This window comes from Flagellimonas olearia (assembly GCF_009184425.1).
Taxonomy (GTDB): domain Bacteria; phylum Bacteroidota; class Bacteroidia; order Flavobacteriales; family Flavobacteriaceae; genus Flagellimonas; species Flagellimonas olearia.
Window position 1 is genome coordinate 1,889,592 of sequence record NZ_WELG01000001.1, and the last position, 25,237, is coordinate 1,914,828.

A 25,237-nucleotide genomic window follows, 5' to 3' on the forward strand; every position below is an offset into this window, starting at 1 on the left:
CACTATGTATTACAACAGTTATCATTTTTTGGGAATGCACTTTATATGGTGGTTCGTTTGGGGCATCCTACTTTTCTGGATTTTTGCCATACCTTATAAAATTCCCGGGCAAAGAACCAAGAAAGACACCCCAAGTGATATACTGAAAAAACGCTTTGCTTCCGGGGAAATCAATAAGGAAGAGTACCAAGAAACGAAGAAAATCCTAGAAGGTTGACCATCCCTTTGCCCTAAGAAAACAAGTCCCATATGGATCTCCCCCCAATAGTTCACCCACTATAATCATCCACTTGCCCTTCCCTTGATCATGTTCCAATGGAACTCTCGAAGATATCTGGGAGTAAAAATAAAGGATATCCCTTTGATCCCGAGAATAGAATCAGGGTAGGTTTTCCACGGCGCGGCAATGTATAGACCTCCCCACAACATAGCAATCCCGAACAGCCAACATTTCATCACTGGCCACTGGCCTGGTACTGGTCCCATTGAATAAAAAAACAAGTATAACCCTTTAATAACGAAAACATGAAAAATTTAAAACTGATCGCGAGTATGATAGTACTGCTTGCCATGATGCAGGCGCACGCCCAAAATGGACCGACAGGGGTCCTGAACTCAACCACTACCAACACCTTCAACTATATCAAAGAAGGTGTTAAAATGCCTTATTCCGTTACGGTACAAGAGAGCCGGAATTACAAAACCATGTTTGACCTTGCAGATATAGGAAAAGTTGATAAAAACAGGATAAATACTCCTGTCAAAGTATCGAAACTCATTACCGTCACAAACAATGCCAATCCAAGGGACAATAGTGTCATAGCCTTACGATATGACAAACGGGTTGCAGATACCTTTAAATTGGTGTCCACTGAAAAGGGGTTTGCCATATCTGTAGATAATAGGACCATGGAATATATCATGGGCAAGGGAATCCAGTTTGCGAATACAGCGGATAGGGAATTCTTTATGGTTGACGAATTTGATGGTATGGAATGAATGGAATTTATTTGATTTGTTGATGCGGAATCCCTAGAAATAGGGATTTTTCTATTTATTGTGGCAGTAATCGCCCTAATTTCTACGCCCTTCCTTTACCCCTTTTTGGCCCAAGGGCAATAAGATGGGCCAAAGGAAACTTTGTCCATCAAATGCCCGGTTACCCAATGGATGCCCCTTGGCTTGTCAATCAAAAACTGCCTTGAAACAATTGATATGGGAACTTTGATCGATGAATTTTCCATGGGTACAGAGGTAATGGGAAATAACCCTTATAGTGTGCAAGAAAGTCAAAGGGACAATTCCCTTTCAAAATACACCTCTTCCTTATCATCCGGAGAATCCTTGACATAGCAGTAGTATATTTTATTCAGGAATGCCCTGACGATCAATGCCTTTCTTGGGTTTTTACTGGAATAGACGGTTTGTCCCGCTTTGTACAGTTTGTTTACAGTGGATTTTTTGTTCAGTCGCAAACATTTCAGGGTTAAATTCAAGTCTATGAATATCATTTTGAACCTATGCGTTGCAACAATCAAATAATCCGTAAACTTTGGGATAACTACGGTGTCCCCCAATTTCAAGAGGGTCGTTTCGTTGTCCATGGTTATTTGGGCCTTACCCTCTATGATCTCAAAAAATATGGATTTTGTAGACCCCTTGCCCTCCAGTTCCATTCCCTCATCAAAGGACATTGCCTTGATCTCCCCCGTTTTTTTCTTTAGTATCGAGATCGTGGATATGGCGTTGGGCGCATAGGCCGATCTTTCTGTTATGTCATGGGAAATCATCTTTGAAAATTGTGTGTCGATCATGGTATGGAATGTTAACGTTAATAGGGGTATTTATATCTTGAAAACCATTATGGCTTTTTATCATGGGGCCTTTGCCCAGAACCTTTGATCAAGAACCAGATGTACTTTCTATTGGGCTTCAATCAGTTCGGCGTTTTAATTTTTCTTGAAAATCGCTGATCACCCCTCCTTTTAAAAGGACTTCCATCTGTCGATCGCTCATGGTATGTACTGCTTCAAATGCAAACGATTGTCCGGAGGCATCGGTTACCCTTATGGGGATACTGGTCCTGCTTTTGATACCAGCTCCCAAGTTTTCAAAACTTAGCACATTTCCTTGTTCTATTTTATCATAATCTTCTTCATGTATAAATTCAAGGGGGAGTATACCGAAGTTTATCAGGTTTTGCCAAGCAATCCTTGCATAGGACTTGGCTATTACACATACCTGCCCCAAATATTTCGGGGCCAAAGCAGCGTGCTCCCTACTGGATCCTTGGGCATAATTTTCGCCTGCTATGACGACATGCCCCCCATATATAGGTCTGGACTTGATCGCCATTTCGTAAAAAGTGGTGTCTATCACTGAATAGGTATACTTGCTGATTTCAGGGATGTTGCTCCTAAATGGCAGCACATCCGCTCCTGCTTTGAGAATTTCATCAGTGGATATATTGTCACCCATTTTTAACAACACAGGGATATCGTATTGATCAGCCATAGGTAAAAAATGTGGCAGCTCTTTTATGTTGGGACCTTTCTTCAATTGAACTTCAGACCCGTCTTCAAGTGGTGCCACCAAAAGGTCGGAATTTATGATCTCTTTTTCGGGACTAGAATAGGTAGGATACGGTATATCGAATAATTTTCCCAAATCCCTGGGATCGGTAATTTTCCCTGTCAAAGCTGATGCGGCTGCCGTTTCAGGACTGCACAGGTACACTTGGTCATCTTCAGTTCCTGACCTGCTGGGAAAATTCCTTGGCATAGTCCTCAAGCTGATGGTATTTGAAGATGGGGCCTGTCCCATACCAATACAGCCCATGCATCCTGATTGGTGGAACCTAGCCCCTGCCTTGATCAAATTTGCAAAACTATGGTTCTTGATCATATTCAGGATAAGCTGTCTCGATGTTGGGTTGATATCAAAGGACACCCCATTATTGACCGATCTGTTTTTAACAATATGACCAGCGATCCAAAAGTCCCGTAGTCCGGGGTTGGCAGATGATCCAATTACGACCTGGCCAACGGGTCTTCCGGCCACCTCTCTTACGGGGACCACATTTCCCGGACTGGACGGCAGTGCAATTAAAGGTTCCAACCCATCCAGGACAATTTCTTCGTTTAGGTCATATTTACAATCCTTATCTGAAATGATTTCGACCCAGTCCTCAGGTCTCCCCTGCGCCTTTAAAAAGCGGTATGTTTCATGGTCACTGGGAAAAACCGTACTGGTGGCACCCAGTTCCGCTCCCATATTGGCGATAACATGCCTGTCCATGGCACTAAGGTTTTTCAATCCGTCACCATAATATTCTATAATCTTGCCGACACCTCCTTTTACCCCATACCTCCGCAACATTTCCAGGATGATATCCTTGGCACTGACCCACTCGGGAAGGTTCCCCGTAAGCTTCACTCCCATGATCTGTGGCATTTTGACATAAAACGGTTCCCCGACAATCACCGACGCCACATCAAGTCCTCCCGTTCCTATGGCGAGCATTCCAAGCGATCCAGCGGCACAACTGTGGCTATCGGAACCAACCAGTGTTTTTCCAGGGATTCCAAACCGTTCCATGTGGACGGGGTGGCTTACACCATTGCCGGGACGGCTGTACCATAAACCAAACCGTTGAGCTGCTGTATAAAGAAATAAATGGTCGTCCGCATTCTTATGGTCGGTTTGCAACAGGTTATGGTCCACATATTGGACCGCTATTTCTGTTTTAGCCTTTTTAAGGCCCATGGCTTCCAGTTCAAGCTGGACCAAGGTTCCGGTTGCATCCTGTAAAAGGGCCTGGTCGATCCTTATCCCTATTTCCCTTCCGGGGATGGCTTCGCCTTCAATAAGGTGGTGGTCAATCAGTTTTTGGGTCACATTGAATGGGTTCATGGCCTTCTATGTTTTTTACTGGACGAAAAATCAGGGAGCCACTTTCTTATACTGTTCCGTAGGGGGAAGGTGGATATCAAAAATCGGGCAGGAGGTTTCCTTATTAAGTTACGTAAATTTTCTGGATAATTTCGATTTTTCGGGAGAATTCATGGCCATGGCTTTTCAGGATGGAAGAGACCATATTAACGAATGGTCATTATGGAGTGCCAGGTTTATCCGACCTTCCCGTTTTAGCACCTATCCTGATAATTGATGAATGTAAAAGCTTCACTCAAAGTTAAGCCCACGAATTCATAAATCCATATATACCAGTAAAAAGAGATATAGTGCAATAAACGGTCAAAGCGAACCACTGAAAACGGAATTCTTTAAGCCATCCAAAAAACCGTTTCAGACTATGTCATAAAAGAGTTTATATTAATTTTTGCTATGCTCTCTTTAACCCGGCGCGGGTGGTATACTAAGACCGTCCTATCCAGCATTTGACGCATTTCAGTTCTTAAAAGGATAATAACCTGCGAGCATAAGATTCTAGTAGTTACCTACATTTCCCATATCATATTTGGTATAGAGGTCCTGGCCTTAGGAACAATGATTAAATTAAATAGTTCCGCTTTGTTCTTAATGAAATATTTTTCTTTTTCAACATTACCACAAATCGACCCCTTTTACAGAAAGGTTGTACAATTCTCAAAAAAATAGAATTGCTTATTGTGAATCCCTTATGTTTCGCACGAAAGAGGAAATATCAAAATCAAGGACACCCCCTTTAAGTCACTGTAATAATTTAAATATATAATCGGATAATATCCGATTATATGCCTTTTTTTTCACATTAAATTGTTACATTTAAATACTTTAATCGGAAATAATCCGATTATCATGTGAAAAAACATTAATATGGATTTTAGAGCATTAGTAAAGGAATATGCCGAAGGCCCAATATCAAGACACCTGATTCTGGGGCTACTACATGAGTATCAAAGTCCGAACGACAAAATCAGTGAATTGATCAAAAACAAGGAACTTATTTCCATTAGAAGAGGTCTTTATGTCATAGGCCCCAAAATAGACCTGCCGTCACCCGAGCCTTTCTTGATAGCCAATCACCTAAGAGGGCCAAGTTATGTATCATTGGAATCCGCTTTGTCCTATTGGAACATCATTCCGGAGCGCTCCTATGAAATAAGTTCCGTAACCCTAAAAACCTCCAAAACCTATAAAACCCCTGTTGGACGGTTCAGTTACCGACACTTAAAAACTCCTTATTATTCATATGGCCTAAAAAGTGTAGCTTACTCCAATAAACAAACTATCATTATTGCTTCTCCCGAGAAAGCCATATGCGACAAAATTGTCCTGACCGCAGGTATCAATCTTAGAAGTATCAGTCAAACCAGAGCATTGTTATTGGAAGATTTCCGAATGGATATCGAAGTACTGCGTACATTGGATACGCAGGCCATTGAAGCATGGATAGAAAATGCACCAAAAAAAAATAGCTTAAAAACCCTCATCCAAACCCTAATTGCATTATGATCAAAGAATGGATTGCTGAATATGGCCCAAAAAATGAAGAGGAGATACTGTCCGCATTGCGTGAAATCATGCAGGAAATTACCCTGGCAGGTCTATCAAGGACCGATTTTTACGAAAAGGCTGCTTTTTATGGGGGAACCGCACTGCGAATCTTTTATGGCCTTGATCGATTTTCAGAGGATTTGGATTTCTCCCTACTACGACCTGATCCCAATTTTTCCATTGAGCCCTATTTCAAAGCCATTGTGGATGAATTCAAATCATTGGGGCTCAATGTCAGCATAAGGGAAAAACAAAAAGCTGAAAAGTCCTCGATAGACTCCGCTTTCTTGAAAGCTGAAACCATATGGCAAGAAATTGTGTTGGAGGACATTATCAAGGAAACCGGGGTCCGTTCCAACAAGACCTTAAAAATAAAAATAAAAGTGGACCGAATGCCCCCTTTAAATTTCAGCACCGAAGAAAAGCTGCTACTTCGTCCATTTTCCTTTTATGTGAAATGTTACACTAAACCCAGTCTATTTGCAGGGAAAGTCCATGCCCTACTTTTCAGAAAGTGGAAAGATAGGGTAAAGGGAAGAGACTGGTATGATCTGGAATGGTACATTAAAAAGGGTATTGATCTGGATATCGATCACTTTTTGGCTAGAGCCAAAGATACGGGTGACTGGAAAGAAGACAGCATTTCACCTGAAGATATCATGGAATTGCTCCATAAAAAAAATCGAATCCGTTTCTTTTAAAAGTATCAAAGAGGATGTCGTAAGGTTTATTAGAAATGATGTTGTTTTAAGTATTTGGAGCCCTGAATATTTCAAGGATCTAATAGAGAAAATGAAATTTGGGAATACCTGATAAATAAAATATTTGGAGGAATTATAAAATTAAAAGGGCACTTTTAAAGCTTGAAAAGAATCAAAAAAAGATTAGTTCCAAAAAAAGATTCCACATGTGCACATTTTCAATGAAAAACAGTTGATCCAATCCACTCCACTAAAGCACATCCAAAACAAAACGTAAACCTTTAAATTATTGATTTACAGGTTTTTTTTATTTTATTTGTTTCATTTGACACATTTTTATTTTTATACCCTTTAAGGTATAATCACTATAAAAAAAACATGTTTTATACCCTAAAAGGTATAATTTGAATTATTTTATCTATATTGTACCCGCTAAGGTATATCTATGGAAGATTGGAATAGAAATAATCCCATAGCTCAATTTATCAGGAAAAGACGTAAAGCACTTAACTTGACCCAAGTTGAACTTTCAGATACCACTGGAGTTGGGCTACGATTTGTCCGTGAATTGGAGCAAGGAAAACCCAACTTGATGACGGATAAGATCAATCAGGTACTTTTATTCTTTGGACATGAATTAACCCCTACACCCATAAGTGATGAGACAAGGAGAAATTTGGGTGGATAATAATTTGGCAGGAATCCTGATGGAAGATGAGGAAGGGTATCACTTTACCTATTCCAATGAATATCTGAAATCAGAAAATCCCATTGCTGTATCCCTGACATTGCCCTTGCAAGAGAAACCATTTCATTCAGATTTTTTGTTTTCTTTTTTTGATGGATTGATACCCGAAGGCTGGCTATTGGAAATTGCACAAAAGAATTGGAAACTAAATCCACGGGACCGTATGGGGCTTTTATTGGCCACCTGTAAAGATTGTATCGGCAACATAAGTGTATTGGAAAAATGAGCAACTGTCTAGCCTGTCAAAAACAACTTTCCCCTGAAGAGGAACTATATCACCCAGATTGCCTAAAGTCCTTTTGGCAAGAAGACACGCCCGTACTTGCATTGGATTATGAACTTTCACAAATTGAGGAACTGGCCAAAGAAAATGTGGCCCAACGCGTCATTGTAACCGGGGTTCAACCCAAGCTTTCGTTGGGCTTCACCCAAGAAAACAATTCCAGACTGACCATTGTCGGCGCTTTGAACGGAAGATACATTTTAAAACCACCCTTTTCCGAATATCCTCAAATGCCTGAGACGGAAGCATTATCGATGTTGTTGGCACAGGCATGTGGCATTGATACGGTACCTTTTTTGTTGATTCCACTAAAAGATGGGTATTTGGCCTATCTGACCAGAAGAATAGATCGGGATGCAAAGAGTAACAAATTTGCCATGGAAGACGCATGCCAGTTTACAGAACGCCTCACTGAACATAAATACAGAGGTTCTTACGAACAGATTGCCAAAGCCATAATGGCCTACTCACAAAACCCATTATTCGATGTAGTCCGATTTTATGAGCAAGTCATTGCATCATTCTTGATGGGAAATAATGATATGCATCTTAAAAACTTCTCTCTTATTGCAAAGAATGGAAAATCTTACTCCTTGGCTCCTGCCTATGATATGATTTCAGCCCAATTATTGATACCTGATGATCCTGAGGAGTTGGCCTTGACCTTGAACGGTAAAAAAAGAAAAATCTCAAAAGAAGATTTCGATATGGCAATGGCCAAAGCTCGCGTTCCTCAAAAGGCAATGGAAAACCTTTGGAGCAGAATGGTAGCGGGAGCAAAAAAATGGCCCTCTTTAATTGATGAAAGCTTTTTAAAGGAAGAACAAAAAAAGAAATTCAATACTCTAATTGAAGAAAGGGTAAATCGAATCAAATAGGTTTAGAATTAAGTACAGTTCTAAGTAAACAGTCCCTTCATTTATGTAAAGTCACCTATTCGGTGAGCATAAAATTTTGAAAGGCCGAAAATCCCTTATTTATTAGGGTTTTGAGCTATAGGTTCTGGAGCCTCCGGCTCCACTGAAACACCATCAAAAAAAAAACATTAAACCTGTAAATTACTGATTTACAGGTTTTTTTATTTTATTTGATTCGGAATCTCCTGAAAAAGAACGACCACAAGTTTCCGTTTACAAAAAAGTTTAAGGAGAGGATTGTATTGGGCCTCCAACACATTGGCTTCCGGCCGTTATGTCGCCACTTTTAAATCGTGTTTGAAACTGCCCGCTTACGGATTACATTTTTCCTATATAGCTTTTAAGCGAACTTATTGATCTTGCCATAAGCTTATAGGTCCCTTTGATGCTCAAGGACATTACTTCAGAAATTTCACTATAACTTAAAAGGGCATAGAATTTCAGATGAATGACCTCCCTTTGTCTATCCGTTAATTTTCCCATGGCCAATAAGACCTTTTGTCTTTGATCGTCAAAAATCTGTTTCTCTATTAGACTTCTTTCAAATGATGGAGTCACTTGATTCTTATAAACCTGTTTGGAACCAAAATCTGTACGCTGAATTCTTCTTTTTTTACATTCAAAAATCAATTTTCTTCTTATGGATTTAAATAAATAGGATTTTATGGAACGTACCTTCCCCAACCTATGCTTGGCATTGAACAATTCAACGAACAAGTCTTGCACACAGTCTTTGACCAATTCTTCATCCCGTATCAACTTCATTCCATAGTTATACATCATTCCCACATATTGCGTATAGATCATGGAATAGGCGACCTCGCTTCCGGATTGGAATTCTTCCCAAAGTCGTACTTCATCAATCTCTACGTTATTGGAGTCCTTACCGTTGAGTATGACGTCATCCTTTTTTTCAACAAATAAATTATGTATCCCCAATTTCATATCAACATAATTATTTACCAACTGATTTGCATTGTCCTATCAATTATAAAATCATCCTTAACGCTGTATTGATCCAGAAAAACCAATCATTCATATGTGAATGAAGTAAGTTATATGTAACCGCTTACCGCCATTTAAACCAGCTGAAAGCATAGAGGCAAACCTACTTTTGCATTTACTGACCTGGTTCAATAAATAGACCTTTTTTTCTTTACTTATCCCATAGAGTCAATCCTCTAAAAAACAATCACTAAATTGATTTTCAGAATCTAAGACCTCTCCACAATCTGCATTAACGCCTTTATGTACCCAAATGCATACGCATGACTTTGGAGGCCACTTGCAGGATCTTCATGATGTGGCACATGATCGGGCATTACCATTTCGTTGTAACCAACATCCCTCAATGCCTTTATGATCTCAAAGAAGTCCATATCACCATTGTCCGGGTAAACCTCTTCAAAATCATTAAAGCCACCTTTTATGTTTCGAAGGTGTATATTGAAAATTTGGTTCCGCTCACCGACCCATTTAATAATGGGCAAGATTTCGGTCTTCGGGTCTTTTAAGCCTTCAGCTGTAGTGCCCAGACACAGGTTGAAACCATGGTTGGGACTGTCGTACAACTCGGCAAAACGTTGAATTCCCTTGAATACATCTGGGCTGTTCCATCTTGTTATGCCCCTATAATTTACGGAAGTAGGTGGATCGGCAATATGGTTGGCAAGTTTTATCCCATATTCGTCCGCAACAGGCAAAACCCTATCCAGAAAATATGTGATGCGCTCGAACATCTCATCAACATCTACCCTTCCCGCGCTAGTGAGCCCCTCATTTTTTGCCATGGCCTGTTCATAGTTCCAACTTCTGTAATAACTGTTGCCCCGTGTTGCATCAAGTTGATCATGCGTTCTAAGTATTGGCAGTAAAATTGTATTGTACATCAGTATTCTAACCCCAGTTTTTGCAGCGACAGTTATCATTTGCTGAATCATCTCTATTTCCCTGTCCCTTTCTGGGTTTTTTCCCAACATTATATTTGGGGTCCTAACCCTATCAACCCCTGCTGATGAAAGGGGAAGGTGGTAGGCATCCAAGCTTATTCCATACTTTTCACAGGCTTCCCTTTTTGCCAAGCTATCATCTAGGTCCCATCCAACACCTTCAATAAATTTTGGTGAACCCCCATCCATATTGAATACCCCGTACCTTGCCAAGAATTCCAAATTCTGCTTACCGGTACCTCCGTGTTGGCACCCCAATTTCATCAGAAACGGTTTTTTATCCACCTCCTCGGCCTTTGCCATCTCATTTTGACTGTCGGAAGCATTCCCTGACCGCCCACAAGCCGAAGTGACAAATCCAACAGAGCTTAACCCTAATCCTCCCTTAACCATGGTTGCGAGAGCATTTCTTCGATCTAAATTTTGGAAATCTTTCATTTGTTCTAATTTTAATTTGAATAGTTTTATTATCTAAATTTTGCCTATTTATCGGGTGCACCAGCCTACCATCTTTGAAGTTTAAACTCCCATTGGGGATCAACCTTTTTCATTTCAATTTCATCATTCCGCTCTTTTAGACCGCTGTTCAAGAATTGTTGATGCAATCTCTGTAATTGGTCCCTATCCAACTCTACTCCAAGTCCCGGTCCTTCCAGTACATCCACAAATCCATTTTCAATTTTTATCTTACCCCCTTTTATTACTTCATCAACTTGCCATGGATAGTGGGTATCCAAAGCATAATCAAGGTGTGGCACGGCAGCACCCAAATGCACCATGGCCGCCATGGAAATACCTACGTGACTATTGGAGTGCATGGAAAATCCTCTTCCAAGGGTATGGCAGATTCTGTTCAGTTCGATGCATGCCCTTAATCCTCCCCAAAAATGGTGGTCTGACAAAATAATCCGCTCCGATTCCAGGGCTATACTTTGGGGAATGTCCTCAAATGACGTGGTGCACATATTGGTTGCCAGAGGAATATTGATTCTCTTCGCCAACTGCCCCATTTCTTCCTGTCCCCTTACCGGGTCTTCAAAGTATTCCAGTAAACCCTCCAGTTTTTTGCCATATTTTGTGGCCGTTTTCAAGGACCATAGGGCATTGGGATCCAACCGCAAAGGAACATTTGGTCCAAACTCTTCCCGGAGAGCCAAGATGCATTCATATTCCTCTTCCGGGGGCTTTACCCCTCCCTTCAATTTTATGGACTGAAAACCAAATTCTTCACACATTGCCCTTGCTTGGGACACGATCTGTTTTGGGGACAATGCCTCCTCTTGCCGAGCCTTCAACCATCCGGACTGATCATGATCCACCTCAAATCCCAAATCTCCACCTGCACCTTCATATTTGTAGAACAAGTAGGCCGAAAACGGAACTTTTTCCCTTGACCTACCTCCTAAAAGATCAACAACCGGTTTGTTCAGTTTTTTTCCAATACAATCCAAGCAGGCCACCTCAATGGCGCTGAACAGATGTACCAACAACCGCTGGTCCCAAGGTGTTTCACCCCTTGAATCCTCAACGCCACCCAGCTTTTCCCGAATCAAGTTCTTAATGGCGTTGAATTGAAATACATCCATACCGATAAGATGGGGTTTCAATTCTTCCATGGCTTTATAGGTCCTATCGCTACCCGGAATCTCACTCAACCCAACAAATCCCTGATCCGTGACTACTTCAACAATGATTCTCAATGCATAAGGTGCATGTAACCCCGCCGCATTGAGAAGCGGTGGGTCACCTATGGCAATTTGCGTGGAAATCAGGTCGGTTATTCTCATTTTTATTTTGACTCTTATCTAATGTGTGTTTTATAGACCTGACAAAGAGGCCAATAACAGGTATAGACTACTATGGTCCAGTTCCCCATTTCCTTGGGCTATGATAGCATCCATGTTTGCTGCCACCTGGGCACTCCCAAACAACGGAACGGAGAATTCCCTGCCTGTCTGTAAGGCAATATTCATATCCTTTCGATGCAGTTTGATCTTAAAACCTGGTTTAAAATTGTTGTCTATGATTCGTTGGCCATGTAGATCAAGAATCCTGCTCTGCGCAAATCCCCCCAACAAGGCTTCCCTCATCTTAGCTAGGTCAACCCCTGCTTTGTTGGCCAGGGCAAAAGCCTCAGCCACTGCTTGAATGGTCATTCCCACAATGATCTGATTGCAAGCCTTTGTAGTTTGTCCTGCTCCAGCTCCACCAATCAAAACCGCACTTTTACCCATTACATTGAAAATGGGAAGAACTTCATTGAACGCATCTTCGTTTCCACCTACCATAATGGAGATGGTCGCATTTTCAGCTCCCACTTGTCCTCCGGACACCGGGGCATCCAACGCCTGAACATTCTTATCTTGAAATGCTTGGTATATCTTCAATGCCGTTGCCGGGGCTATTGTGGACATATCTACGAAGATTGTCCCTGGTTTGACCCCTTCAATGATCCCGTCTTCCCCAAGAACCATCTTCTCCACTTCGGGCGAATCCGGCAACATGGTAATGATCACATCGCTGTCTTGGGCCAACGTACTGCATGATGTATAGGATTTCGCTCCAGCCTCCACCATTTCCTTGGCAGCCCCGCTTTTTTCCAATACTGAAACCGAATAGCCTGCTTTAATAAGGTTCAAGGCCATTGGTTTTCCCATGATTCCCAATCCAATAAATCCTATTTTTTTCATTTTATATTATCTTAAGTTAATATCACGTGTTCTTCTTTTATACAATATGGAGCTATACCAATGGCCATATTTGAGCGGCGATCAATATGACCACCAACCCAGTGAACCCCATTATGGTCAACATTGGTGAAAATGTTCTCAAAACTTCTTTTTCCGTCAGATTGCTCATTTTGCACACAATCCAAAATCCGCTATCATTCATCCAAGGAAATATCTTTGAACCACATGCAATGGCAAGTCCCACATACAATTGATGGTATCCCAAATCCATTGTCCCTGCCATACCCGCCAAAATTCCGGATGCTGTTATCATAGCTACAGTGGCCGAACCTTGAGCGGTTCTCACCACCAGTGAAATGAAAAAGGCCAGTGGTATTATTGCCATATGAAAACCCTGGGTCAAAGCCCCTATTCGGCCGCTTATACCAGTCTGTTGGAGCATTGCCCCAAAGGCTCCACCAGCAGCAGTGATCAAAATAATGACCCCGCCACTCATCAAGGCTGTCTGAATAGCCTTTACCAAGGCAGACTTATCTTTCTTCTTTTGAAGGAAAACCAAAATTAATCCCGCCAATGCCCCAGCAATCAATGCCGTGTTCTTTTCGCCAAAAAAATGAATTAGCTTTATAGGGAAGCTTGTAGCGTTACCGACATTTATAAATGTATCCATAATAGCCTTCAGGGTAATGAAGACCAGCGGAATCAATACGGGCAGCAAAGACAGCCATAAACTCGGTAAATGTGAGTCCGATTGCAAGGACAGCTCTTTGATGTCCTTTAAGGGAGCATCAACAGAATCCCGGAGTGGTACTGGCCATTTTCGATTTGCCCATACTGCGTACATATACCCTGTGATAATGGTCAGAAGCCCCACTAGGGTACCTCCCAGCATCATCATGCCAATGGGAATGTTCATTTCACTTATCAGGAACAAGGGACCGGGAGTTGGTGGCACCAAAGAGTTTGCCATGGCCGCTCCTGCCGTAACGGCAAGTATCAATAACAGATAATTTTTTCCCAACTTATTGGCCATTGCTTTTGCCAAGGGTATCATGAGATAAAAGACCGTATCAAAGAAAACCGGTATACCCAGAAAAAAGCTACCCCCCAAAAATGCCATGGGGGCTTTCTCCAGACCTGTGAACTTAATTAGTGAACGTATTATTTTTTCCGCTGCACCACTATCCAACATACATTTTCCAATGATAGCCGCCATTGCGATGAGAATCCCAATTTTTCCGCATGTTTCGCCCAAAGCGATGGAAATTCTTTTTCCTATATGCCAATGGGACATTTCAATCGCCATTTTACCGGATACGCCCTTACTCAATGCAAAAGCCTCGACGGCGGAAGCAGGTGTTAAAAAGGCCACTACGAATGCGGCAATCAGCAATGCAATGAAAGCATGTAACCTAAGGCCTATTATTCCACCCACGACAATGATTATACCTACTAGAAGAATAAATAAAGGGTCTACCCAGAAACTTAATGGCTCCATATACTATTGATTTGCATTTTTATGGGAATTGAGAGCCTTTGCCATCTGTTTTGCTCCCTGGACCACAAAACCTGCATCTGAACCACAGGCGAAAAACCTGACCCCCATATCATAAAAGTGTTGATAATCATTGGGGTCAAACAATAATATTCCCGCAATCTTATCCGCCTTTTTGGCCGCTGCTATTATCCTATTGATGGCGGCCATATAATCTGGGTGCTCCAGTTGACCAAAAATTCCCAGAGACATGGTAAGATCAGAAGGTCCAACAAACAAAATATCGACACCGTCCATACCTGCAATTTCCTCGACATTGTCCAAGGCTTCCTTGGTTTCAATTTGAAATATGCCCAAAATGTTTTCCTTGGTTCCTTCCCTGTATGCATTAAAATTACCTCCAAAGCCGGTTGCCCTGACCATTTTGGCCACTCCCCTTTCCCCATCCGGGGAATAGTATATCCCATTAATAGCCGTTCTTACATCGGAACTGTCTTTTACTTGAGGTACCATAACTCCTTCCGCCCCAATATCAAGCGCTCTCTGGATGCGCCTCTTATCATTGCTTTCAACACGAATGACAACACCTGCTTTACTTGACTCCAAAGCTTGTAACTGCGAGATGGCATCCTTCTCATTTCCGCTCCCATGTTCCAGGTCTATCAAAACCCAATCGAACCCGGCTTGTCCAATGATCTCAGCGGTCAAGGAGCTTCCTAGATTCAACCAACACCCGTTCAAAACTTCACCTTTCAGAAGTCTCTTTTTTAAATTCTTCATATTTAGTCCTATTAGCCTTTGTTAGCATCAATATGTTTTTGTCCTCTTTTTTATGAAATTAAGCACCCGATCAATTAAATGTTAATTTTTTATTGTTTATGTTTTTATTAGTACTTAAAATTATGTTAATGACAATATTTTTTATAAAGAGTAAGATTTTTTGTTTTTACCCCATGATTTTATTCTTTTTTATAAATCCTGCGTCATACATCCAATTCAAATCCAGTTTGCAAATCAGATACAGTTCCCGACCATATTATTTAGCTGTCCATAAAACACTTACAGACCCTTAATACCTAAAAGGCATCAATGAAGATGTCCCATTCCATTTTTATCATCAAAAACAGAAAGAGAACAATCGCCAAAATGGTCCAGACCATTCAATTGATAAGCGTAATCATTATATCCATTACGTTTGTCTGTGTGGGGCCTGTCCTGATCCATCCTCCCTCTTTTTTAAAAAAGTGATACGAATCAAAATCATTGATGTGTTTATTGATGTCCACACCTAATGCTTCTGCGTGCTCCACTGTTGTTGAGTCTACCACAGCGCCTACAGCATCCGTTGGTCCATCAGTTCCATCTGTTCCGCCAGACATCATCGTTATATTTGGATAATCCTTCAATAAAACCGACATTATCAAGGCTAAATGTTGGTTCCTACCTCCCAAACCATCCCCAGTGACCACAACTGTGGGCTCACCTCCAAAAAGCAAACATGTTTTTATAGTATTTACCTTCTTGGCTTCTTCAAGAATGGATTCTGCTACCTGTGTCACATCTTCGCTAAAATCATCCTTTACCACAAGGGATGTATAACCCAATGCCATTGCCCTTTCTTTGGCTCTTTCCAATGCCATTTTGTTGCTGCCGATAATCAGATTTGTTGTTCTACGAAATACCTCATCCGATTCCTTTAGTGTCTCTTCCCTTTTTTTGTCAAGACCTTGTTGAAGAATCTTGTACAATTGAACAGGCACCTTATCAGCGATTCCGTACTTGTTCAGAATGGAAACGGCATCCTTAAAGGTTGTTGGATCGGGAGCTGTTGGTCCAGAAGCTATGGTACTGGGTGAATTCCCAATCACATCGGACAAGATAAGACTGAACACCCTGGCCGGATACGCCACTTTGGACAACAGTCCTCCCTTAACCTTGGACAGATGTTTTCGAATGCAGTTTATTTCCTCAATACTTGCACCAACCTTTAAAAGCAATGTGTTCAAGGCCATTAAATCCTCTATGCTGCTTCCTTCCGGGATATCTGTAAAAAGTGCCGACCCTCCTCCGGATATTAAACAAATGACCAGGTCATCTTCCCTGGCATTTTTTACAATTGAGAAAATCTCATCAGTAGCCAACACTCCATTTTTATCGGGCAAAGGATGACCGGCTTCAACAATCTTGACTTGTTTTAAAGCCAGACCATGTCCATATTTGGTGATTACACAGCTTTTCTCGATTCTATTACCCAAAATGGTTTCCAAGGCTCGAGCCATTAAGGCACTTGCCTTTCCAAAACCAACCACATGAACATGCCTAATTTTGGATAGTTCAATGAAAACCTCCCCGATTTTTAGTTGATCCCCCAGCAGTACAATATTCTTATATACCAGTTTTTCTGGGTTTGCCCCTTCCAGCCCTGCTGAGAATATTTCAATGATCTCTTGTTTTTTATCCATTGTCCGGGGTATTGAAATGCGTCATAAATGGTCAAGAAAAGGTCATTCCTGTTGCTTCCACAATTTCGGGGATGACCTTATCATCTTGATTTGATCCTGACTATTCTATATCCCACCAAATCCTGGTATCGAGGATATCCGGGCCTTGCTCACCTATAGCGTCATTCATGTTTTGGGAGTTCACAGTGGTCTCGCTGTCCGGGTAGGTCAATCTTCTAATAAAGTCCTCTGTTGTTAAATCGCTACCCCCAAAAGGATTGGGTTCCAACATTGGATAACCGCTTCTTCTGAAGTTTGCCCAACTTTCAGAGCCATTAAGAAATGTAGACACCCAATACTGTGTATTAATTTGTTCCAGTTCATTGCCCAGCGTTAAGTCGTGGCTGACGAGGTAATCATCAATCTCATCATCAGGAATGGTTGTGTTTCCCGGCCAGTCAGAAAATTGCTCCATATTGGCCCTTATAGCCTCCTGATATAAGGCACTTGCATCACCAGAAACCCAATTCCTTACAACCGCTTCGGCATACAACAATAATGTTTGCGAGTAGGTCAGGATAAAAGTAGGAGCGTCCGGGCTTCCCAACCTGGTCTTGTCCAACTGACTATAGGCGTAGTAACTTGCTACTCCATCCGCTTCTGCAATTGGTACAATGGTGGTATTGTTATACCCTTGCGGAATCCCTATCTGATTGGCCGGATCCCGATCGGCATTCTGTTCAACCTGATCATTTCCGGACTGGGCACCTACATACCTAACCGCTATGGCATCCAACCTGGGATCATTGTTGTCCTGTAAATAATTTACAAACTCCTTATCCAGGTAATAGAACGCGGATTGCCCTCCATTCAATGGGGTTCCCAAAGGGTTTCTAAAATTTGCATCGTGTCGTATCAAAGCATTGTCAAGATTGGAAGTAAAGACACCTCCCGTAATGGCCTTTACCACATATTCCTGGGCTTTAGACGGATTCACTTTGGTTAATCTCATTGCCGCCCTCAACATCAATGAATACCCAAATTTCTTCCATGCTTGTATGTTATTGCCATTTCGACTGTAAAGGACCTCCTGGTTCACAGCATCCTTAGAAGGATCAAGTGTGCCCGATGCACTTTCCAGCTCACTTAGTATATCATCATAGATCAATTCTTGAGAAACATATTCAGGAAAAGAATTGCCTTCCAAAAAGCCTTTGGAAGCATCAAAATAAGGGATATACCCATAAGTGTCCGTTAAAATCATGAATTGATGGGCGCGATAGATCCTCAACATAGAAAGCAAATTGGTCTTGGTGGGATCATCCGCAATGGCATAAATACCATCTGTAAGATTCTTGATGACATCTCCATATCCAAGATTCCAAAGGACCTCTGTCTGAGAAGGGTTGTCCAAGTTAAAATTTGCACCAGCGCCAACACCAGGCACCGGCGTGGCCATCTGTCTTACAATGGTTACTTGGTACGTAAGATTGTTGCCATAACCGGGCGCGCTGTTAACAATGGCATGGTTAAGTTGGAGCGTGGGATCTATTTCCGTTAACCGGACTTTGTCCGTATTCAACTCATCGAAGTCTTTGTCACATGAAACAAATAACAAAACTATAAGGAAAGTAATGAATGTATATTTAGTTGAATTCTTCATGGCCTTTGTATTAAAATTTCATATTAACGTTAAATCCAATATCCCGGGTTACAGGTAGACCAGTTGCTTCCAGGCCTGCAAAATTGTCGCCAATACTACCGTTCTGGTCAGGGTGTATATGCGGCACCCATTTTTTGAGCACTGCCACATTGTTTGCGGTCAGGAAAAGCTTAAGTCCCTTGATAAATTTGACCCGTTCAACATATGAGCTCAAATCATATCCGACAGACACTTGTCTTAGCTGCCAAGATCCCGCATTGAACACGGATTGTTCCGATGCCCTATAGCTCCGTACCACTTCATAATAGGGTTGTATTTCGGCAGGTGTGGTATTTACACTTCCGTCTGGATTTACCCCTTCACCGATAACAAATCCTTGATCTCTCCCAACAAGGGTCGCCTTGTCCAATCCATGCCTATAGGCATTCATATGGGTTCCGGAGATCATTTTATGCCCCAGTTTAAAGTCTATCAAAAAAGAGAGGGTAAGGTTCTTGTATTTAAAGCTATTTGTGAATCCACCAAACCATGTGGGCAATGCACTTCCAAATTCAAGCTGTTCCTCAGATCTTAGACGAAGTCCCGTATTGGGGTCGATAACTATATTTCCTTGGTCATCCCTAAGCCATCCATAACCATACAATTGCGACATTGGCCTACCCACGACCTGTCTCAATTCCCCATGAAATTGTGAATTTCCAACAGTTATATAATTGTCGTCCACACTGTCACCCAAACTCAACACCTCTGAGGTATTGTATGATGCATTTACCGAACTGTTCCAAGTGAAATTGGCCGTCTTTATCACATCAGCGGATGCCAACATCTCCACACCTTTGTTTTCACTCTCCCCAACATTGATCAATCTTGTTGAATAACCAGAAGCGATTGAGGTCTGTGCACTAAGAATCTGATCGGAAGAGAGTTTGTGGTAATATGAACCTTCCAGTCTTAAATTATTGAAGAGGATCAGTTCCAAACCAAATTCCTTCTCCGTGACACTCATGGGCTTTAAGTTTGGATTTGGAACGGTATTGGTATTTATACTGCCCAATGGCAGATTTGAAAGTTGGAGTGGGTTTACCGTATAAAAAAGATTGTTGGAGTACGGCGCCACGTCCGTATCGCTACCCACTTGAGCGTAGGCAAGCCTAATTTTCCCAAAAGAAAGCCATTCCGGCAATCCCTTAAGCGCTTGGGTAAACACAAAACTACCCGTAATTGAAGGATAGAGAATACTTCTGTTATCCGGTGAAAGTGTGGAAAACCAATCATTTCTCAAGGTTCCGTTCAAGTATAAGAATCCTCCATAAGAAAGCTCCGCGGAGCCATACAGTGAGTTGACCTTCCTTTTGGTAAGCCTATAATTTGGGGATACGGTACTGGCATTCCCTATTGTATATAGATCTCTTGTGTAAAAATTCTGTCCTAAAATGGTATTTACATCGGATTGGGTATACATATGGTTCCCTCCCAAATTAAGTGAAGTACCAAATTTTCCAAAACTTTTACTGGCATTGACCAAGAAGTCCGCGTTCAGCTCCCTAAAACGTCTTTGATCCTGTACATACTCACCATTGAAAAACCCGGGGGGTGGTGCAGCCTGCCGCCGTGACCCAGTGGGTAAATTATATTCCACATCCCGGATATAATAATCCTGACCAATCCGCCCTTGTACAAAGAGCCAATCGGTGATGTCAAATTTTGTGGTCACATTTCCATACACCCGATCGCGCTTGTTGTTCTCAAACCGTTTGAGGGCGAAATAAGGGTTTGTCCTATTGGTAAACCTGGACCATGAAACCTCATCGCCATTCTCATCGCTACTATACTCTTTCAACAGATCCAGTGGCATGGTTGAGGATATGGTATAAATTACGACAGGGCTATAATCCTGTTCGGCCACATTAGGTGGATTTGTACGAATCTCATTGGAATAATTCATGTTCCCGGAAACTGTGAACTTTTTGAGCCTTTGGGTAAAACCAATATTAACGGTCCTTCTATTGTATTCAGAACCTGGCAATATGGCTTGTGCATCCATATTGGAAGCGGAAAAATTAAACCCTCCATTCTGCCCCCCGGAAGCCACCGAAATGGTATTTGTCAAAGACGAGCTATTTCTATAATAATCCTTTATTTTATTTCGTTGTGGTTCGTATGGCACCTCCAAACCGTCAAACAAAATTTGAGTGCCCCCAACCTTTTCCCCAAAACTCCAGACCCCTGAAGTTGGGAACGGGGAATTTGGACGCTGACCGCCTTCACCCTGTCCGTACTCATACTGATAATCCGTAAAGTCAAGAGGGGTTCCATTTGTGTAGATTGAATTCCATGTAACCTCAACCCCTCCATCAACGTTCTGTCCACTCTTTGTTGTGATCATTATTACACCATCCTTGGCCCTGGACCCATATAATGCGGATGCAGCAGCGCCCTTTAGAATGGTCATGTTTTCAATATCATCGGGGTTAATACTACTGAGTCCATCCCCGCCATCGGAGTTCCGGTTACTTCCTACTTCACCGTTGTCGGTATCCACACCATAGGATATGTTACTGATGGGAACGCCATTCACAACGATCAATGGAGAATTGGAATTTCCAAATGAAGAGACTCCCCGTATGCGTATCTTGGAGCTGCCCTGAGGACCGGTACCCAGACTTGAAATGTTTACTCCAGCTACCTTACCACCCAATGCATCCATAAAATTAGGGGTCCTATTCACGGTAAAATCCTCAGAATCCACCTTGCTGGTTGCATAACCCAGAGATTTCTTGTCCCGCTCTATCCCTAGCGCCGTAACCACTACTTCGCCCAATGCCTGTGCATTTTCCTCCAGAACCACATTTATGGTTGAACGCCCATCCACAAGCACTTCCTTGGTAACAAACCCGATATAGCTGAACACCAACACCGCATTCTGCTCCGGAACCTCAATAGAGTAGTTACCGTCAAAATCCGAAGTCACACCTATGGTGGTGTTCTTCACCAAAATACTTGTCCCCGGCAAAGGGGCCCCATTGACATCATTGATGGTTCCCGATACCGTTATTTGTTCATCCTCTTTTTGATTTTCCAGACCCACTCCATTGGGAGTCAATGCCGATGTGGTTTTTGGGCGTAATAGTATTTGCTCCTTTATGATTTTAAAATCAATCTTTTCATTTAGAAACAATATTTTCAGGGTCTCCTTTATGTCCAGCCCGTTTACCTTGATATTAACTTTATGATTTAAATCCAGTTCTTTCTTGCTGTAAAAAAACTTAAATTCCGTTTCTGACTCAATTTTATGAATGACCTCTATCAACGGGGCCCCTGTAAAGTCCAAGTACAGCTTTGTTTCCACAGAATCGCTTGGCCCGGCATTCAAATGATAAAGGCCCATCAAAAAAAGAAGGCAAGCGAATTTCTTTTTTAAACCGAGATTAAATCGCGGAAAGGTCACCTTCCCTAAGGCTTCCATGTCCAATGAAGTTGTTTCCATTTTTTAAAGTTTTAGTTGATTTTATTCAAGATTTAGATAATCCAAATCCTCTGGCATTGGTCATTCTTTTTCTATAACAATAATGGTGTTCTTATCTATTTGATATTCAAACAGGGTATGCTGTTGAATCACATTCAAGATTTCATCCAAGGGTTCCTTGGTAAATGTGCCCGTAAACCGTTTGTTCTTGAGTTGGCCCAGTCTATTTTCAATCTTAACATTGAAATGCCTTTCCAGTCTTTTTAGAATATCATCGAACGTACTATCGGAAAAGATCAATTTCCCTTCCTTCCAACCGATATAGTTGCTCACATCCACTTCATCAACAACTATTTGTTCCTTTTCTATGGAAGCCCGTTGACCTGGTTCTATTATGATGGGTTCTTGATTATTATGGTTGTTTGCCTTGTACACACTGACACTTCCCTCAATTAAAACCGTTGTGGTTACGGATTCGTCCGGATAGCTGGACACGTTGAACTTTGTGCCATATACTCGGGTATTCATATTATCCGTAATCACCGTAAATGGACTATTCTCATCCTTTTCAATGGAAAAGAATGCCTCACCTTCCAAATAAACCGTCCGGGGACTGTTCGCTAAAAATGTCACAGGGTATCTTAACTTGGACCCAGAATTAAGGGTCACTTGGGATCCATCGGACAATACAAGCTCAAAGGTCTTTCCATAGGGCACCATGAGCTCATTGTAGTTGATTCCCTTGTGCACTTTCGACCCTTTTTTACCATAAATCAGTTTATTTTGCTCCTTGCTCGCTATGCTTTCCCCATTGGCATTGGGCAAAACTTTGGATGAAGTTTCATCCAGTATCTCTACCGATCCATCCCCCAATTTTAAGATAATGTCGTCCTTGGACACCATTTGCGCACCATTGTCCACTGTAGCATTAAATACTCCCATTTGAAAGACAAATAAGGTACTGGCCACCAATCCAATGAATACCGCTGCAATCTTCAGGACATATTTCTTGTTCAAATACGATTCTCGATTGGTGAAGAATTGGTTTTTTCCCGACTCTTTTCGTTTATTGATGATATTCTGCCAGATCATATCCAACTCGTCTTCCTTGAGAACATCATCATCTTTGTAGTTCATCAAACGCAAGAGATTCGCTGCACTTTTAACTTCATCCATCTTCTCAGGATGGTTCAAAATCCAATTTTCCCAAAAGCTCTGGGTCATGGGATCCGGGTTCAAAACCCATTTCTGGAAATATTCATCCAATAGAAAGTCTGTCTCGGAGTATGAACTATATTTCATGTTATATATCTCTCAAAAAAGTTGATACTTAATTAGGGTTTCTATAATAAAGAGGTGTGAAAATTATTTTTACCCCAAAAAATATGCGCATAAATTATAGTATTCACATTTCAAAAAGATGGGATTTCATGAAAACCTCAGTAAAATTGGCAGTTCAAGGGCTAGATAAATATTTTGAACATATGCAATCGAAGACCGAAATTTTGCCTGGCACTTAGCCTTATCGGCAAATATTCACCTAGAAACAAAGGTTAGAGGGACAGAAAAATTATAAAATGTACTGAGATGGAAATTTACAGAACATATACCCAATAAAATACCCTAATCTTAGCAAAGGATTTTATTGGGTATACAAAAGTGAAGAAGTGGATAAACCTGCCAATGTCAAAAATCAGCGGTTTTCATAAAAAAAACGGGAAGTAAAACAGCTAGTTTTAGGCACTCATATCTATTCAAGGTACAACTGAAGGATTCCTTGAAAAATTTAATTTCGAAGATCTTTTTCTCACATAGATTCATGCCATAAACTTGCCCATAAAAGAAGGGGAGTGAAAATTTCACTCCCCAACAATCAAAAACTAAACTAACTCAAAAGTAGGCCACTCATATAAGTTAAACGTGTTACAGGACACTACTCAAAATCACCCTATGAAACCTTTCTTGTTATCACGGAAATCTAAAAAAGGCCCGATAGTTTGCCTTCCCTGGACATCATGCGTTCCAATGCCATAATGTTACGCATGAGATAACGGGGTGTATGATAATGTTCAGCACTTTTAATTGACAATTCATCCAACTTCCTATCACCACCAAAAACCCAAAAGGCCAAGTCTGGTCTAACCATCTTCTCCTGGACATAAGTCTCCGTTTCCACAAAGGAATTCTCAGCCCATTTCTCACCCGAATGCTCAAGCAACAGCAAATCACCGATCAATACTTCTTGCTCACACCAGGCCGATTTTCTTGACACCCAGTCATAGTTGTCTATATTGGTAAGAATCACAAAATGTCCTCCATAAACATCATCTGCGGCAATATCCACATGCCTCTTGAAAACTTCCTTTGCACGGGCATAGAGATATGCATCTTTTCTACGCACGGCTTCAGCCAAAACAAAGGCAGCAGTTTCTATGCTATGTCCAATAACAGAGAATTGTCCAAACTCATTATCCGGTATGGTTAAATCATGGTTTATAACCTCCAGCAATATTTTGGATTCAGGATGGGTATGATTGTCCAAAATGGCATTGATACAACGATTGGACAGATTTTCAAATCTTTCATCCGGACCTTGCTGAAGTAGTTGTGTGGACAGACTTAGAAAAATCATCCAATGCCCAAGCACTCTAGTTCCCACTATCTTGGCATCTCCCGGAGCATAGGTCGTATAAACATAATCTGGTTGGTCATATCGGTCCACACAGTGCAGGATAATCTCTTTCGCAAGATCAAGATATTTCTTTTCACCAGTGGCCTTTGAATACTCTGCCAGTCCTTCGGCAACGAACAAATCCCCATAAATATCACCTGGTCCTGTAAGAGGTTTTCCTTCACGACTAAAAATGTCATTCCAGAAATTATCATCCGTGGGCCTCAGCGGCAAAATAAAATCGATGGCCTTACGGGCAATTTCCAGATAGCTCGGATTGGGATCCAAATTATTGTACAGAAAAGAATACACCCAAATTCCCCTACCCTGCATCCAGGTCTTTTTATTGGTATTCACAGGCTCCCGGGCAGAGACGTCAAAATTGATCATAAACCCTCCGTTGTCGTAATCTATAATAAAACGATCCATATTGGGAAGAAAGCGGTCAAAAAGTTCTGTTTTATACCTCTTGTGAATCTGCTCCAAAGATTCTTCTCCAATTTTTTGGGTAGAGCCACTATCCTCCAATGTCATGTTTTCTGGTTTTGAATTGAAATCCGCGCAACTTGACACTCCAGCCATGGCCAAAAGACCAAGTCCGGACAACGAATTTTGTTTTATAAAATTTCTCCTTGATGAGTTTTTCATTTCTATATTTTGTTTAAAATTTTTAATCCAATTGAACAGTCATATTTAAAACTTACCGGTTTAAAGCCA

20 protein-coding genes are annotated in these 25,237 nt (G+C 41.4%); 7 read left to right on the forward strand and 13 right to left on the reverse strand.

The genetic code is table 11. The features are described from left to right. The first annotated feature begins 4 nt into the window (after positions 1 to 4). Both F8C76_RS08360 and F8C76_RS08365 read left to right on the forward strand, forming a co-directional pair. Positions 5 to 217: an SHOCT domain-containing protein gene (locus F8C76_RS08360; protein ID WP_129653153.1), complete on the forward strand. Its 213-nt coding sequence runs from the start codon at positions 5 to 7 to the stop codon at positions 215 to 217. A gap of 308 nt (positions 218 to 525) precedes the next feature. Further along, positions 526 to 999, forward strand: coding sequence for a hypothetical protein (locus F8C76_RS08365; protein WP_129653154.1), 474 nt, complete (start codon positions 526 to 528; stop codon positions 997 to 999). Positions 1,000 to 1,289: 290 nt separating this feature from the next. Here the strand turns inward: F8C76_RS08365 and F8C76_RS08370 are convergent, their stop codons facing one another. Next, complete coding sequence (locus tag F8C76_RS08370; RefSeq protein ID WP_129653155.1) at positions 1,290 to 1,814, reverse strand: cupin domain-containing protein; 525 nt, start codon at positions 1,812 to 1,814, stop codon at positions 1,290 to 1,292. Between the two features lie 118 nt (positions 1,815 to 1,932). Beyond that, entirely contained in the window at positions 1,933 to 3,912 is a 1,980-nt protein-coding gene (locus F8C76_RS08375) for an aconitate hydratase (protein ID WP_129653156.1), read from the reverse strand. Between the two features lie 903 nt (positions 3,913 to 4,815). Here F8C76_RS08375 and F8C76_RS08380 point away from each other — a divergent pair. The 5 genes from F8C76_RS08380 (at position 4,816) to F8C76_RS08400 (ending at position 8,106) form a co-directional block, all read left to right on the forward strand. Then, on the forward strand, positions 4,816 to 5,454 hold the full coding sequence (locus tag F8C76_RS08380; protein WP_152131265.1) for a type IV toxin-antitoxin system AbiEi family antitoxin domain-containing protein: 639 nt from the start codon (positions 4,816 to 4,818) through the stop codon (positions 5,452 to 5,454). Beyond that, positions 5,451 to 6,197: a nucleotidyl transferase AbiEii/AbiGii toxin family protein gene (locus F8C76_RS08385; protein WP_211372127.1), complete on the forward strand. Its 747-nt coding sequence runs from the start codon at positions 5,451 to 5,453 to the stop codon at positions 6,195 to 6,197. The genes F8C76_RS08380 and F8C76_RS08385 overlap by 4 nt, the downstream gene beginning before the upstream one ends. A 445-nt stretch (positions 6,198 to 6,642) precedes the next feature. Further along, the gene (locus tag F8C76_RS08390; RefSeq protein WP_129653157.1) at positions 6,643 to 6,885 is read left to right on the forward strand and encodes a helix-turn-helix transcriptional regulator; all 243 of its coding nucleotides are present in this window, start codon (positions 6,643 to 6,645) and stop codon (positions 6,883 to 6,885) included. After that, positions 6,857 to 7,171, forward strand: a complete 315-nt coding sequence (locus F8C76_RS08395; RefSeq protein ID WP_152131266.1) for a HipA N-terminal domain-containing protein — start codon at positions 6,857 to 6,859, stop codon at positions 7,169 to 7,171. Before F8C76_RS08390 ends, F8C76_RS08395 begins: the two co-directional genes overlap by 29 nt. After that, positions 7,168 to 8,106 carry a HipA domain-containing protein gene (locus tag F8C76_RS08400; RefSeq protein WP_152131267.1) on the forward strand — a complete coding sequence of 313 codons (939 nt, stop codon included), beginning with the start codon at positions 7,168 to 7,170 and terminating at the stop codon, positions 8,104 to 8,106. Before F8C76_RS08395 ends, F8C76_RS08400 begins: the two co-directional genes overlap by 4 nt. A gap of 357 nt (positions 8,107 to 8,463) precedes the next feature. On the opposite strand, the gene F8C76_RS08405 is transcribed toward F8C76_RS08400, so the two are convergent. The 11 genes from F8C76_RS08405 to F8C76_RS08455 form a co-directional block, all read right to left on the reverse strand. After that, positions 8,464 to 9,090 carry an RNA polymerase sigma factor gene (locus tag F8C76_RS08405; protein ID WP_152131268.1) on the reverse strand — a complete coding sequence of 209 codons (627 nt, stop codon included), beginning with the start codon at positions 9,088 to 9,090 and terminating at the stop codon, positions 8,464 to 8,466. A gap of 269 nt (positions 9,091 to 9,359) precedes the next feature. Continuing rightward, positions 9,360 to 10,532, reverse strand: a complete 1,173-nt coding sequence (locus F8C76_RS08410) for a mannonate dehydratase (protein ID WP_152131269.1) — start codon at positions 10,530 to 10,532, stop codon at positions 9,360 to 9,362. A gap of 65 nt (positions 10,533 to 10,597) precedes the next feature. Next, positions 10,598 to 11,881 carry an enolase C-terminal domain-like protein gene (locus F8C76_RS08415; RefSeq protein WP_152131270.1) on the reverse strand — a complete coding sequence of 428 codons (1,284 nt, stop codon included), beginning with the start codon at positions 11,879 to 11,881 and terminating at the stop codon, positions 10,598 to 10,600. 30 nt (positions 11,882 to 11,911) lie between these two features. Continuing rightward, positions 11,912 to 12,784, reverse strand: a complete 873-nt coding sequence (locus F8C76_RS08420; RefSeq protein ID WP_152131271.1) for a 2-hydroxy-3-oxopropionate reductase — start codon at positions 12,782 to 12,784, stop codon at positions 11,912 to 11,914. Positions 12,785 to 12,836: 52 nt separating this feature from the next. Continuing rightward, a complete protein-coding gene (locus F8C76_RS08425; protein ID WP_152131272.1) occupies positions 12,837 to 14,282 on the reverse strand; it encodes a GntP family permease in 1,446 nt (481 codons plus the stop codon). 3 nt (positions 14,283 to 14,285) lie between these two features. After that, positions 14,286 to 15,059 carry an HpcH/HpaI aldolase family protein gene (locus tag F8C76_RS08430; protein WP_152131273.1) on the reverse strand — a complete coding sequence of 258 codons (774 nt, stop codon included), beginning with the start codon at positions 15,057 to 15,059 and terminating at the stop codon, positions 14,286 to 14,288. A 380-nt stretch (positions 15,060 to 15,439) separates the two neighbouring features. Further along, positions 15,440 to 16,741, reverse strand: a complete 1,302-nt coding sequence (locus tag F8C76_RS08435) for a glycerate kinase type-2 family protein (RefSeq protein ID WP_152131274.1) — start codon at positions 16,739 to 16,741, stop codon at positions 15,440 to 15,442. Between the two features lie 100 nt (positions 16,742 to 16,841). Continuing rightward, positions 16,842 to 18,383, reverse strand: a complete 1,542-nt coding sequence (locus F8C76_RS08440; RefSeq protein ID WP_152131275.1) for a SusD/RagB family nutrient-binding outer membrane lipoprotein — start codon at positions 18,381 to 18,383, stop codon at positions 16,842 to 16,844. A 10-nt stretch (positions 18,384 to 18,393) separates the two neighbouring features. Further along, a complete protein-coding gene (locus tag F8C76_RS08445; RefSeq protein WP_211372128.1) occupies positions 18,394 to 21,870 on the reverse strand; it encodes a SusC/RagA family TonB-linked outer membrane protein in 3,477 nt (1,158 codons plus the stop codon). 60 nt (positions 21,871 to 21,930) lie between these two features. Then, positions 21,931 to 23,151: a FecR family protein gene (locus tag F8C76_RS08450; protein ID WP_152131276.1), complete on the reverse strand. Its 1,221-nt coding sequence runs from the start codon at positions 23,149 to 23,151 to the stop codon at positions 21,931 to 21,933. Positions 23,152 to 23,827: 676 nt separating this feature from the next. Further along, positions 23,828 to 25,168 carry an AGE family epimerase/isomerase gene (locus F8C76_RS08455; RefSeq protein ID WP_152131277.1) on the reverse strand — a complete coding sequence of 447 codons (1,341 nt, stop codon included), beginning with the start codon at positions 25,166 to 25,168 and terminating at the stop codon, positions 23,828 to 23,830. Between the last annotated feature and the right edge of the window lie 69 nt (positions 25,169 to 25,237).